We start from the raw sequence: 12,625 nt of genomic DNA, 5'->3' as shown, positions 1-12,625 counted from the left end.
CTGGAACCATTCGTGGCGTTCGTTGAAGGTTTTGATGATCGTCCCCACGCTCTGCGTGGGAATGCCTCAAGGGACGCTCCGCGTTCCAGCTCTGGTGGGGACGCAGAGCGTCCCGGGCTGCGTTCCCACGCGGAGCGTGGGAACGATCAACGCGTAAGCAATGAAGATTCCTGTGGGAGCGAGCCTGCTCGCGAAGGCGGTGGGTCAGTCACTGAGGCTTCGACTGGCGGATTGCTTTCGCGAGCAGGCTCACTCCTACACGGGGGCGGGTTACGGCTGGAACCATTCGTGGCGTTCGTTGAAGGTTTGCTGGATGAGGTCGGTGAGGGCTTTGATTTCGGGGGAGTCTTGCGAGTCGGTGTTGACGGCGAGCCAAGCATGGAGCTGCATCGGTTCGGCGAATAATCCGGGCAGTGCGATGAGGCCACGGTCGAAGCGGCTCATGTATGCCGGCAGCAAGCCAATGCAGGCGCCACAGCGGATCATCTCCAGCATCAATTCATAAGACTGCATCTGCACCACCCCGGCCAAGCGCTGTTCAACCAGTTCATTCCAAGGGCGAAAGCTCTCAACCCGCCGGTCATGCTGCCACTGCACCAGCATGAAATCCGCCAGTTCATCCGTACTTTCCGGTCTAGCTGTCACCCGCGAATAGCGCTTGGCAATGTGCGGCAGATACGCAATCCGCGCGAGGTGTTGCGGTTCGCTAGTGGAAAAGGTCGGGCCGGGATTTGGGCATTCGCCAGGAGCAAGCCACAGGACAATGTCGGCGCTGACCGCACGCAATGCCAGTTCACTATCCAGCGCGAAAATTTCCAGGCGCAGGCTGGCGTTGCGCCGCAGCAGTGCGATGAGGTCGCGGCCGAGGATGTCGTGCAGGATCGATTCGGCGATGGCCAGACGAATCAGCGGTTGTTCGATGACCGGGAGTTTGCGTTCGTGGGCCAGGGTGATGAGTCGGGCCTGCAACTGTTGGCCTTCGCGGGTCAGGCTGAGGGCGCTGCCCTGGAAGCTGAACAGGCTGCGTTGCAGTTGCTGTTCGAGTTGCGCGAGTTGTTTGCGCAATACAGTTGAGCGCACGTTGAGGCTGCGCGCGGCTTGCATGAAGCAGCCGCAGCGAGCACTGACCAGGAAGTATTGGGCGACTTCGCTGTCGATGGTCGCGGCCTGGTTTAGCCAGGGCTCGGAGCGGGATTGCGGCGATTGATAATCAACGGTGCCCGGGCGTCCTGCGGGTTCGGTGAATGACATTGATGACTCCCTGTCGATCTAATGTGGTGTCGTTACGCAAATCTTTGTAGGAGCTGCGGCACGCTGCGATCTTTTGATCTTTAAAAGCAAAATCAACAGATCGCAGCCTCGTTTCACTCGACAGCTCCTACAGAAACACCGTGTGTCAGTTACCTATCACTTTGTTCAGTTCGGCACCGTCAATGCTCAGCGTCGCGGTGTTGAGCATGCCGTCCAGGTAAGCCTGGGCGATCTGTTCCTGGCGTTGTGCGCGCAGGGCCTGGGTCAGTTGGTCGCGCAGTTCCTCCAGCGTCGCGGTGCGGGCCGGTTGTTGTTCGGTGAGCTTGATCACGTGGAAACCGGCGGCGCTTTGCACAGGATCGGACACGGTGCCCACCTTGAGCCGCGCCACGGCGCTGCGCACTTCCGGCACGAGTTGTTGCAACGGTTGCAGGCCGGTATCACCGCCCCGCTCTGCCGTGACGCGATCCTGCGAATATTGCGTAGCGAGCGCCGCAAAATCAGCCGGTGCTGATTGCGCCTTCTTGCTCAATTCAGCGGCTTGTTTGCGCACCGTTTCCACATTCGCTGCGTCACTGACGCCAAGGAAAATCTGACTGACCCGGTACATCGGCGGCGTCTGCCAATTGGCCTTGCCGGCGTCGTACGCCTGCTGCAATTCAGCTGCGCTTGGATACTCCGCCGGCACCTGACTCACCGAGCGCAAATAATCACGAAACACGATTTGCTCAGTCGCAGCACGGGTCTGCCGGGCGACGTCCGGACGCTGCGCCCAGCCCTGCGCATCGGCCTGTTCCAGCACCGCTTTCTCGGCCAGCCGCGCACGAATCCAGCGCTCCAGTGCCTCACGGTTGCCGCGCAATTGCTCGCGGGTTTGCGCCGGGACGGTGGCCAGCAGCGCCTGCAATTCCTCTGGCGAAACCTGCTGATTGCCCAACCGCGCGACCGCTGGCCCGGCTGCAACCGCCGGCAACGGCGACGGCTGCTGGGCGGCGACCGGATCACTTCCCGGTCGCAGCACCAGCGCCACGGCCACCACCAACAACGCCACCGCTCCGGCGCCGATCACCATGGCAGGCTTTTTCACAGTGCGACTTCCTCTGCTTCGGCGACAGCGGATTTGGCGGGTTGCACAGCAGCGGTCTGGCTAAAATCGCGCAGGTAAACGATGAATTCCTGCAACAGGCGATCCCACAACTCCAGATTGCCGCGCAGGTGCTCGTTGCTCACCCCTGCGGCCACGACCACGTCCATTTCCATCAGCAGAAACTCACCCTGCAACGACAACCGTGCAAACCGCCGCGTAGCGTTCCACTGCTCGGCCACGCCCTGGGGCAAGTCGCCCTGCACGCGCAGCGCACAGCTGAAGGTGAAATCAACAAAGCTGCCCTGTTCCACCGCCGGGTTGCCGAAGCGCACGGCGTAGCCGATGCCCTGACTGGCGCTGAGCAACTGGACGATGCCGTTCTGTTCGCTCTGGTTGACGCGGTAACCGGCGGCTTGCAGGACGTCGGTCAGTGATTGCGGGGAAACGTGGGTGATCAATTGAGTCATGGCTTTCTTCCTTGTTATCAGTGAGCGATCGCCGCTTGCGGCGCGTCGAATTGGGTTTTGTACAGCTCGTCGCCAAAGCCCTGGGCCAGTTCATCGAACTTGACCCGGGCGCTGCCGGCGAAGGGCTGGCGGATCTTCATCACTTCGGCGACGTCGATGTTTTCGTAGGCCGTGAGGATCTGTTTGGCGACGCCGTACATTTGCTGATTCTTGGCTGAACATTGCTGCACTTGTGTGTCACGTTCCGCCAGTTGCGCTTGCAGCTTTGAGCGTTCGGCTTCTTTGCCGCGAGCGAGGACCAGCAACTCGTCGTAGGCTTTTTTGAACTTGCCAGTCTGCTCGGCACTGGCCGCGACTTGCGCCTGCGCCTGGCTGTGCAGGCTCTGTTGCTGCCCGGCGAGTTGCTCGGCGAGGCCTTTGGCTTTGGCCAGTTCGGCGGTCAGCTGCTTGATCTGCGCTTGCGCTGCCTTGGCTTCGTTCTGCGCCGCCAGTTGCGCGGCGCTGGCCTGGGCCTGTTGGCTTTGCAGGGCCTGCAATTGCTGGGTGGTGCTGCGCAATTGCGTGCGCAAGCGCTCTTCCATGCCTTCGGCGCTCGCCCCGGTGGCAAGCAGCAAACCCAGGCCCAGCGCGAGAAAACGCGTGTTCATAAAGCTCTCCCGGCGCCTTAGAAGCGCGTGTTGATCTCAAGCTGCAAGACGTCGATGTCGAACGGCGCGCCGTACACCGCTTCGGTGCTCATCCAGCGACCCGTGGCGGAAACGTTCTTCGCCAGGCCGTAGTTGCCGCCCATGAAATAGCCCTTGGCGTTGGTGCCGCCGAGGTGGAACGAGGAGTCGTTGAAGCCGTCGGGCAAGGCGTCCGGCTGGATGTACTTGTAGCCGGCGAACAGGTTCCAGTCGCCCTTGCGTTTGAGGTCCAGTGCGTTGCCGAGGGTGAACTGCACCATCCATGCATTGGCGCCGCTTTCGATCTCGCCGTTGCTGTCGAGGTTGTTGACGATCTGCCCGGCGGAGCGCTTGCGCATGTCGCCTTCGTCGTAGCTGAGGTTGTGGATGTAGTTGCCCTGGCTACGCAGTTTGAAGTCCTGCGGCAGGTCGGCGTCCCACACGACGTTGAGGTCGAGCAGGTTGAACTCGGACGCGAGGCCGACGAATTGCGGCTGCGGCGTAGTGCTCGGGTTGAGCGGGTTCGGCGTGATGTCACGCAGCAGAAACACGCTGTTGCCCTTCTGCATGAACGCTGCGCGAGTGCCGTCGCTGTCGCAACCCGGTGCGCCGGCCCACGGTTCGCAGGGGCTGGAGCGCTGGCCCTGTATGTCATCGAAGCGGTAATAGGCCAGCGCACCTTTGAGGCGGTTGTTGCTGTTGATCGCCCATTTCGCGCCGAGCTGAGCGCCGTATAGCCACTTGTTGTCGCTCTCTTCCTTGTCGAAACCGTTACTGCTGGAGGTGTCGTTGGTGTAATCCACCGGGAATGCGCCGACGGTGCCGAACACGCCCCAATCGCGGTTGAGCTTGTGATCGAAAATCGCCGCCACACCATCGAAATTCAGGTCATTGGAATAGAGCATGTCGGTGGACATGAACGGGTTGGCGAAGCGCCCGCCGGTCAGAGTCAATTCGTCCATTGGCTTCCAGGTCAGATAGCCCTGATCGAGCCAGATGTCCTTCTTGGCGAAGCCGCCGCCGAGGTTCTGCGTGGTCGATACCGGATTGTTGTCCGAACCGGTGCCGATGCGAATGCCGGCGGTCCATTCCTCGGAGATCAGCGCTTTCATGCCCAGGCGTGCGCGCAGGCGAAAGAGGTTTTCGCGGTCTTCGCGGGTATTGAGCAACGGCGGCAGACTGGTGCTGCTGTTGGGATTCACGTCGTACGGGCCATTGTTGTTGAGCTTGGCGAAGTCGACGATTTCGTTGCTGTTGTTGCCCGAGTAGTAACGCGATTCGTCTCGCAGGCGAATGTCGCCGTCGAAGCTGATGCGCGAGGCCCAGTCCGGGAAGGTATTCGGTGCTGCCCAGTTTTCCTGTTTGGCGGTGGCCATGACCTCGGCTTTGACCTGATCGCGGATCTGGTCGCGCACCGCTGCCGGCACGTATTGCACGCGCACATCCCCCGGCGCGGCGACCGGCCCGGCCGCTACGGCAGTGGACGCGGCAGCCTGCTTGGCCTGCGCCGCTTCGTTCTGGGCCTGGGCGATCAGCGCGTCGGCCTTGTCCTGTTTGAGAATGCCCTGCTCGACCAGCAAGCGGATCAGATTGATCGTGGCGTTCTCCGAAGGCGCAGGCGCTGCCACCGCCTGACCGACCAGGGTCGCAATGACCATGCCGACCGCCAGGGACAATCGATTCACGTTGGAAATCATCTGCACACAACTCCTTTTGCCGAAGCTTGAATAAGTGAATTAACCCGGACGCCGCCCTTGCAGGGACAGGCGCACGGGCAAAGTGATGGAGGCCGGAGGCCGTTCGCTGAGGGCTGGCGCACCGCGTAAAGCGGCCAGCACCTGGGTATCGATTTGCGGGTTGCCGCTGGACTTGATCAGCTCGACACGGGTGATCTCGCCGACGCTGCTCAGCCAGACATCGGCCTGCAGCGAGAATGCGAGGTTGCGCAGCTCGGGGTTCTCGCGCAGCAAACGCTGGAAGGTGAACGCGAGAAACTGGCTGTACGTGCCCGTACCCAAACGCCCGCCGCCGGCACCGGCCATGCCGCCGCCCTTGCCCGCGCCGATGTTGAAAGCGTCGCTGCCGGCCTGCGCGTCGCCGTCCATTTGCATCGGGTTGGCCAGGTCGTCCGCCGGCGATGGCGGTGCTTCTTCTTCAGGCTTGACCTCCTCCGGCTCCGGCGTTGGCTCGGGCTCGACGACTTTTTCTTCCACCGGCGTTTCCGGCTCTGGCGGTTTCTCCGGCGGCGGTGGTGGCGGTGGCGGCAACGGAATGATCGTCGGCACCTTCGGCGCTTCGCGACGCACGCCGGCCATGTCGTTGGCCCACTGCCAGAGGAACCACGCGGCGAGTGCGCCGACCAGCAATCCGGCGCCCCACTTCACATAGCGCAACGACGACTTTTTCAGGGGCGGCGGCTCGATCGGGAGTTGTGCGGTCATGACTCAGCCCTGACTCGGTTTGCCGGTAACGAGACCGACCTGGGACAGTTCGAGCCGGCGCAGGAGGTCGAGCACTTCGATGACTTTCTGGTACTGCACCGTCGCATCGCCGCGCACGATCACCGGGAAATCCGGACTCTGTGCTTTCTCGATGCGCAGGCGTTCTTCCAGCTCCGCCAACGTCACGGGATAGGCATCGAGAAACACCTGGCCGCCGTCGTTGACCGAGATCGCCTTGGTCTTGGCCTCCGACAGCGACACCGACGCGCTAGCCTTGGGCAGGTTGATCTGGATCCCGGAGACCTGCGCGGTGGCGGTGAGGATGAACATCACCAGCACCACCATCAGCACATCGACCAGCGGAGTGATGTTGATGCTGTCGACTGCGGCATCGTCATCATCGTCGTGGGAGGCATTTACGGACGCCATGGCAGTGCTCCTCAGGCCGGTACGGAGTGGTTGGCGTGATGGCCGCGCTGGTGCGACGCCTCACTGAACTGGCTCTCGCCGTGCATCTCCGCCAGACGAGTGATGAACTCGTCGACGAATACGCGCATGTCGGCGCTGACTTCCTTGTTGCGGGTGATCAGGCGGTTGTAGCCAAACAGCGCCGGGATCGCGACGAACAGGCCCATCGCCGTGGCCAACAGAGCGGCGGCCATGCCCGGCGCGATGGCATTGATATTCACGTCGCCGGCCATCGCCGTGCCGAGGAACACCACCATGATCCCCAGCACCGTGCCTAGCAGGCCGATATACGGACCGCCGGCGATGGCGTTGGACAGGGTCGAGAGTTTCGAACTCAGTTGCTGGTTCTCGCGGGTGCGCACACCGTCCATCGAGCAGCGAATGGCCTCGATAGTCGCGGCAGAGACCGAAGAGGTATCGGCGCCCTGCTCGCGGCGGGTGCGGATCTCTTTGACCGCCACCAGATAGAGGCGCCACAGCGACGAATGCTGCAGACGTTGAGCCAGTTGCGCGTCGTCGGCGAACATCTCCAGACGCGTGCCGACCTTGGCGAATTGCACGCGAAAGTCTTCGTTGGCCGCAGTGACGCGGCTGAGGCTGCGGTTCTTGCGTAGCATGATGACCCACGACTGGAACATCATCAGCACCAGCACGGCGATGATCACCCAGGCGTCGATCGGCACCGCGTTGAGGAGGAAGCCGAGGCTGCCGAAACCGAAGCCGGATTGTTCTTCATCGACGCCGTAAGCGACCAGTTTCGACTCGGCGCCTTGCGAGGTGGCATCGGCCAGCAACAGCGCAGCAGGTCGGGCAATTTTCGACAGGCGCAGTTCGTCGATGGCGCCAGAGAATGGCTGCAACGCGCCCTCATGCAGATCGGCACCGATGGCCATGACCGAGTTGAATGCCGGCATCGCCTGAGCCAATGCAGCACCCTCGCGACCGTTGATGTACAGGGTGACTTTCGAGCCCTCGGCGGTCAGCGCAACGTGTTGCCATTGCGCCGGCGCCAGCGCCTGGGTGGCAGCAGCGCGCTGGCCGTCGATTTCCACGAACGGCAGGCCTTGGCTGACGCCGATCAGCAGACTTTGCATGCCTTCGCGCCGAGCCAGGATCAGTTGCTCGCCAGTGGCCTGATCCAGACGCAGCCAGGCGCTGAAAGTGAACGCGCTACCAGCGTTGTGTTGCAGCGACGGACTGGCCGGCAGCAACAACGGCTGACCGCTGAACTGCAAGGCACGGCCGACGACGCCATCGATCGCTGTGCCGGTCGCGCTTTGCGCGGTGTTGCCGTACGCCGTGGTGTCTTTCGCCGGGGTGCCGGTGGCGCCGTCGAAGTGATACAGCGCGGTGTAATTCGGATCGAAAGTCAGTTGGCCGTTGCCGGTAGCCGGGGCTTTCTGGTTGCCGTAATACATCCAGATGTCCTGACGCTGACCGCCCTCGACATTCGGCACATCGACCCAGATCAGCGCCATGCCCATCAGCGCATCGAAACTCTCGATCTGGTGGTTGAGCACGGTTTTGTCATCGGCAGCGACAAAGCGCAGATCGGAGCCGTCCTCTTTCACGCCGTCGAAGGTGAAGTTGCCGGTGTGCAGGCGCACCAGCAGCGCGGTGCGGCCGAGGGCCTGATTGATCGCCGCGCCTTGTGGCGTGGTGTCGACGGCGATCTGTTTGCGGTAATGCCAGTCGTCCTGCCACCAGGCCTGAGCCGTGGCCGGGAGCACGAAGCCCAGGCAGATCAACAACGAAAGGAAGAGGCGTTGCATGGACGTGCTCCGTTAGAAAGTGGCTTGAAGGTTGAAGTGCAGGCGCGATTCCTGCTTTGAGGTGTTCGGCCCTTCGAGTAGCGGGTAGCCCCAGTCGAGGCTGCCGGACAGCCATTTACTGAGGCTGGCGCGGGTGCCGAGGCCGACGCTGGCCAGGGCGTAATTGGCGTCCTGATCCGGCAGTTCGTCGCGCAGGTACAACTGCGCGCCTTCGGCGAAGGCATAGAAGCGCCAGTCCTGCATCCACGTGCCGGCGAATTTCGCCAGCGACGGTGTGCGCAATTCCTGGCTGAGCAGGTAGCCGTCATCGGCGGTACGTTCAGCCGCGAGATAGCCGCGCACCGAAGTGGCGCCACCGGCGGAGAATTGTTCGTTGGAAACCAGCGGCCCCGAGGCGAGTTGGAATGCGGCTTTGCTTGCGCTCTGCCAGTCGCTGTCGAAGGTCCAGGTGTAGTTGGTGTCGCCCTTGAGCACGGCGAAACCCGGTTTGGCGCGATAGCGTTTGTAGTCGAAGTCTTCGTCGTCGCTGCCGTAGCCGAACACGCTGCGGGTGGCGGCAACCAGGCTCAGACCGAGACCGAGCTGGCTCTTTTCGCTGTAGCGATAGCCGTTGTAAGCGAAGGTGAACGGTGCATATTTGAGCGGTACCTTGTCGCTTTCGCCGGACAGACTCAGGCGCTCGTCGAAATCCTTGAAGTCGATGCCGGCCGACAGCGAGTTCGACCAGTTGCCGCTCGAGGGCAGCGTGTAAATCGCCGCGACGCCGTAGCTGTGACCCTTGCCGAGCACGTTGCTGCCGCCGATGGTGGCGACGTTGCTGTCGGACTGGTAACCGGAGAATTGCACGCTCCAGCGCTCGCTCAGCGGCGCGGTGTAGGAACCGGACCAGACCTTGGCGTTGTCGGTTTCCTGCGGCGCGGTGAAGAACGTCAGGTTGACGCTGTGACCGAGTTGCCAGAGGTTGTTGTAACCGAGGCTGGCGACGCTGCGCAGCTTTTCGGTATCGGCGCTGTAGTCGTTATTGAGGCCGACGCTGGCCGTCCACGGGTTCTGGTCTTCGACCTGCAAGTCGACATCCATGGTGCCGGGGCGCTGCCCTTCACGCACCAGCGGCATGACCTGGCGACCGGGTGTCTTGTTGAGCTGCGCGAGTTCGCCCTGGACTTTGGCAAAGTCCGGCACCTCGCCTTCTTTCAGCGCCGGGACGTTGTCGCGGATATCCAGCGGCGAATAGTGTTTGGCGCCGACCACGCGCACCCGGCCGACCTTGGTTTCGCTGACTTGCAAATAAACGATGCCATCGGCCACGGCCTGCTCGGGCAGCTCGACAAACACCGACTGATAGCCGCGCTCCTGATAGGCCTTCTGCAACGCATCGCGGGCGCCTTCGATGTCGCTCAAGGCTTTCTGCGGGCCGAGAAACGGGTACACCGCTTCTTCGATCGCCCGGGCATCGAGCACGGTATTGCCGCGCACGAAGTATTCGTTGACGTCGACCAGTCGCTGCGCGGCGGGCGCTTCTGTGCCCTCCTCGGCCAGTGCCGGCTGCGCGCCCGCCGTCACCAGCAGCCAGCCCCACAGCGCCAGCCGTGACGTGAAAATCCGTTCCACACTACCCCCTGAAATTCGCGATGACCTGTAGGCGTTAGCGCCCGGTGTGATGCGTCAATTGCTGATCGTTGTGGCGCAGGCGTGCTTGCCCAGCCAGGTGTGCAACAGCGCAAAGTTCAGCGAGAACTCGGGCATTTGCAGCAAGGCACCGCAGAACACTTCGCCGATGATTTTCTGAATCAGCAGCACCGCACGCGGCTCGTTGAGCAGCGTGGCGATGTCACGGCTGAGGGCGGTGAAACTCCAGACCTTCTGGTTCAGGCCAAGGCCGACGAACCAGCGGAACAGCAGGTTGTAATTGAGCTGTTCATAGAGCTGCTGCTCGCTGGGCACCGAATACAGCAATTGCAGGAGCAGGATGTGCATCACCGTCTGCGCGGGAATGAGCATGCCGGGTGCGGCATTGAGGTCGCGCAGCAGGTCCTGGTGGGCGTCGAGCAGATCGTCGATCTGCGGGCGCAGCAGCACCAGCGAATGGCCCGGCGGAATGTAGCTGGAGACCTCTTTCAAAGCGCCCTGCCAGTCATCCTGCGAGACGATCCAGACCCACGGCGCGCCGTAGCGATACACCGAAACCGGCTTCTTGCGCGCGGCTTCGACGATCTTCGACAGGCGTTGATCGAGCTCCTGCATGCCCACTTTCGAATAGCGTTCCATAGTCCCCATTGCCTCACTCCCGGCGTCCCGCCTCGGCTTGCAAAGTGCGCCCCGAAAGGCCCCTCAAGCGCGTTACACAGGCATGACCGGACTGGCTATGTGCTACCGAACTTTTGTCATAAAAGCTTCATTACCGAAGATGGCATCGGTGGTGCCGATGCCCTGTAGGAGTGAGCCTGCTCGCGATGGCGTCAGGTCAGCCAACTTCTCTGTGACTGATACACAGCGATCGCGAGCAGGCTCACTCCTACACGGGAATTGTGTGTGGCAGGCCCTCCTGGTTGTGCACATGAACCTGTGGGAGCGAGCCTGCTCGCGAAAGCGCTGTGTCAGGCAATGAGGATGTTGGATGTGCCGCCGCCTTCGCGAGCAGGCTCGCTCCCACAGGGTGGACTGTGGTTGCACCGTTGCGTGACATTCGCGTGACATTCACGGGGTTAAATCCCGGCCCGTTCAGGCGTATAACCTTCACAAGACTTTCAATCGGCACGCCGACTTCAACACAGGGTAGTGACATGACCACAGCAAACATCCTTGGCAACCTGTTCCCTTCGGTCAGCGACATCCCGGAAAAATATCGCCTCGACGCTCAGGTCGAGCAGCGTGAATATCTGGTCGATGGCCAGTTGCGCCGCTGGGACGGCCCGCTCGCGCAGGTGCGCAGCCCGGTTTATCTGAAAGGCGCAAACGGTGAAGAACAGGTGATCCTCGGCAGCACGCCGCTGCTGGATGCCGACACCGCCCTTACCGCCCTAGACGCTGCCGTTCGCGCTTACGACCGAGGTCAGGGTCTGTGGCCGACCATGCGCGTGGCCGAGCGTATCCAGCACGTCGAAGCATTCCTCGGCCGCATGCGCGAGCAGCGCGAGGCGGTGGTCAAGCTGCTGATGTGGGAGATCGGCAAGAACCTCAAGGACTCGGAAAAAGAGTTCGATCGCACCTGCGATTACATCGTCGACACCATCAATGCCCTGAAAGAACTCGACCGCCGTTCCAGCCGCTTTGAGCTGGAGCAGGACACCCTCGGCCAGATTCGCCGCGTGCCGCTCGGCGTCGCCTTGTGCATGGGGCCTTACAACTACCCGCTGAACGAAACCTTCACCACGCTGATTCCGGCGCTGATCATGGGTAACACCGTGGTGTTCAAACCGGCCAAGCTCGGCGTGCTGCTGATTCGGCCGTTGCTCGAAGCCTTCCGCGACAGCTTCCCGAGCGGCGTGATCAACGTCATCTACGGCAGCGGCCGCGAGACCGTCAGCGCTCTGATGGCCAGCGGCAAGATCGACATCTTCGCCTTCATCGGCACCAACAAGGCTGCCAGCGACCTGAAGAAGCTGCACCCGAAACCACACCGCTTGCGCGCCGCTCTCGGTCTGGATGCAAAGAACCCGGGAATCGTTTTGCCCGAAGTCGATCTCGACAACGCCGTCAGCGAAGCGGTCACCGGCTCGCTGTCGTTCAATGGTCAGCGCTGCACCGCACTGAAAATCCTCTTCGTCCATGAAGACGTGGTCGACAGTTTCATCGAGAAATTCAACGCCAGACTGGCCACGCTCAAACCGGGTATGCCGTGGGACAGCGGCGTGGCGCTGACGCCGCTGCCGGAGTCGGGCAAAGTCGACTATCTGCACGGTCTGGTCGCGGATGCGCAAAGCAAAGGCGCCCAGGTGGTCAACCCGAATGGTGGCGAGTCCCACGCCTCGTTCTTCTACCCGGCAGTGCTGTATCCGGTGAATCCGCAGATGCGCGTTTATCAGGAAGAACAGTTCGGCCCGGTCGTGCCCATCGTGCCGTACCGCCACCTCGATACCGTGATCGACTACGTGCTGGAATCGGACTTCGGCCAGCAGTTGAGTATCTTCGGCACCAACCCGGTGGCCGTCGGCCGGCTGGTCGACACTTTCGCCAACCAGGTCGGGCGGATCAACCTCAACGCCCAGTGCCAGCGCGGCCCGGACACTTACCCGTTCAATGGCCGCAAAAACTCCGCCGAAGGCACGCTGTCGGTTCACGATGCATTGCGAGTGTTTTCGATCCGCACCCTGGTGGCGACCAAATTCCAGGAGAGCAACAAGGACCTGATCAGCGAGATCATTCGCGGGCGTGATTCGAGCTTCCTGACCACCGATTACATCTTTTGACGGGTGATCGGCAGGATTGAATGATCCTGCCGATCCGTCAGCTACCCGGCAATTCAGTGACTACA

11 protein-coding genes are annotated in these 12,625 nt (G+C 62.0%); 1 reads left to right on the top strand and 10 read right to left on the bottom strand.

Going from position 1 to position 12,625, the window contains the following annotated elements; translation table 11 throughout:
* Positions 1-270: 270 nt before the first annotated feature.
* The 10 genes from ACZ9BE_RS10770 to ACZ9BE_RS10725 all read right to left on the bottom strand — a co-directional run bounded on the left by ACZ9BE_RS10770 (position 271) and on the right by ACZ9BE_RS10725 (position 10,428).
* Positions 271-1,251 (bottom strand): LysR substrate-binding domain-containing protein, encoded by a 981-nt coding sequence (locus tag ACZ9BE_RS10770; protein ID WP_460143198.1) that lies wholly within the window; start codon positions 1,249-1,251, stop codon positions 271-273.
* Between the two features lie 145 nt (positions 1,252-1,396).
* Entirely contained in the window at positions 1,397-2,338 is a 942-nt protein-coding gene (locus tag ACZ9BE_RS10765; protein ID WP_460143197.1) for a peptidylprolyl isomerase, read from the bottom strand.
* Entirely contained in the window at positions 2,335-2,805 is a 471-nt protein-coding gene (locus ACZ9BE_RS10760; RefSeq protein WP_056785756.1) for a YbjN domain-containing protein, read from the bottom strand. The genes ACZ9BE_RS10765 and ACZ9BE_RS10760 overlap by 4 nt, the downstream gene beginning before the upstream one ends.
* Before the next feature lie 17 nt (positions 2,806-2,822).
* On the bottom strand, positions 2,823-3,452 hold the full coding sequence (locus ACZ9BE_RS10755) for a DNA repair protein (RefSeq protein ID WP_476249384.1): 630 nt from the start codon (positions 3,450-3,452) through the stop codon (positions 2,823-2,825).
* 17 nt (positions 3,453-3,469) lie between these two features.
* Positions 3,470-5,167, bottom strand: coding sequence for a putative porin (locus tag ACZ9BE_RS10750; RefSeq protein WP_252869477.1), 1,698 nt, complete (start codon positions 5,165-5,167; stop codon positions 3,470-3,472).
* 39 nt (positions 5,168-5,206) lie between these two features.
* Positions 5,207-5,911, bottom strand: coding sequence for an energy transducer TonB family protein (locus ACZ9BE_RS10745; RefSeq protein WP_256809926.1), 705 nt, complete (start codon positions 5,909-5,911; stop codon positions 5,207-5,209).
* A 3-nt stretch (positions 5,912-5,914) separates the two neighbouring features.
* Complete coding sequence (locus ACZ9BE_RS10740; protein ID WP_003201710.1) at positions 5,915-6,340, bottom strand: ExbD/TolR family protein; 426 nt, start codon at positions 6,338-6,340, stop codon at positions 5,915-5,917.
* An 11-nt stretch (positions 6,341-6,351) separates the two neighbouring features.
* Entirely contained in the window at positions 6,352-8,151 is a 1,800-nt protein-coding gene (locus tag ACZ9BE_RS10735; RefSeq protein ID WP_476249383.1) for a DUF2341 domain-containing protein, read from the bottom strand.
* Positions 8,152-8,163: 12 nt separating this feature from the next.
* Positions 8,164-9,762 (bottom strand): ShlB/FhaC/HecB family hemolysin secretion/activation protein, encoded by a 1,599-nt coding sequence (locus tag ACZ9BE_RS10730; RefSeq protein ID WP_056785742.1) that lies wholly within the window; start codon positions 9,760-9,762, stop codon positions 8,164-8,166.
* Positions 9,763-9,816: 54 nt separating this feature from the next.
* Positions 9,817-10,428 (bottom strand): transposase, encoded by a 612-nt coding sequence (locus ACZ9BE_RS10725; protein WP_095179898.1) that lies wholly within the window; start codon positions 10,426-10,428, stop codon positions 9,817-9,819.
* Between the two features lie 506 nt (positions 10,429-10,934).
* On the opposite strand from ACZ9BE_RS10725, the gene ACZ9BE_RS10720 reads away from it, so the two are divergent.
* On the top strand, positions 10,935-12,560 hold the full coding sequence (locus ACZ9BE_RS10720) for an NADP-dependent glyceraldehyde-3-phosphate dehydrogenase (RefSeq protein WP_236169733.1): 1,626 nt from the start codon (positions 10,935-10,937) through the stop codon (positions 12,558-12,560).
* Positions 12,561-12,625: the final 65 nt, after the last annotated feature.

Source organism: Pseudomonas sp. TE9122 (assembly GCF_056278925.1).
Note: the sequence above shows the minus strand (reverse complement) of the source record. Positions and strands in the feature narration are given on the sequence as shown.

Coding starts and splice junctions, on each gene's coding strand:
- ACZ9BE_RS10760 (WP_056785756.1), bottom strand. CDS start 2,805: ATGACTCAATTGATCACCCACGTTTCCCCGCAATCACTGACCGACGTC.
- ACZ9BE_RS10740 (WP_003201710.1), bottom strand. CDS start 6,340: ATGGCGTCCGTAAATGCCTCCCACGACGATGATGACGATGCCGCAGTC.
- ACZ9BE_RS10725 (WP_095179898.1), bottom strand. CDS start 10,428: ATGGGGACTATGGAACGCTATTCGAAAGTGGGCATGCAGGAGCTCGAT.
- ACZ9BE_RS10770 (WP_460143198.1), bottom strand. CDS start 1,251: ATGTCATTCACCGAACCCGCAGGACGCCCGGGCACCGTTGATTATCAA.
- ACZ9BE_RS10720 (WP_236169733.1), top strand. CDS start 10,935: ATGACCACAGCAAACATCCTTGGCAACCTGTTCCCTTCGGTCAGCGAC.
- ACZ9BE_RS10745 (WP_256809926.1), bottom strand. CDS start 5,911: ATGACCGCACAACTCCCGATCGAGCCGCCGCCCCTGAAAAAGTCGTCG.
- ACZ9BE_RS10750 (WP_252869477.1), bottom strand. CDS start 5,167: ATGATTTCCAACGTGAATCGATTGTCCCTGGCGGTCGGCATGGTCATT.
- ACZ9BE_RS10755 (WP_476249384.1), bottom strand. CDS start 3,452: ATGAACACGCGTTTTCTCGCGCTGGGCCTGGGTTTGCTGCTTGCCACC.
- ACZ9BE_RS10735 (WP_476249383.1), bottom strand. CDS start 8,151: ATGCAACGCCTCTTCCTTTCGTTGTTGATCTGCCTGGGCTTCGTGCTC.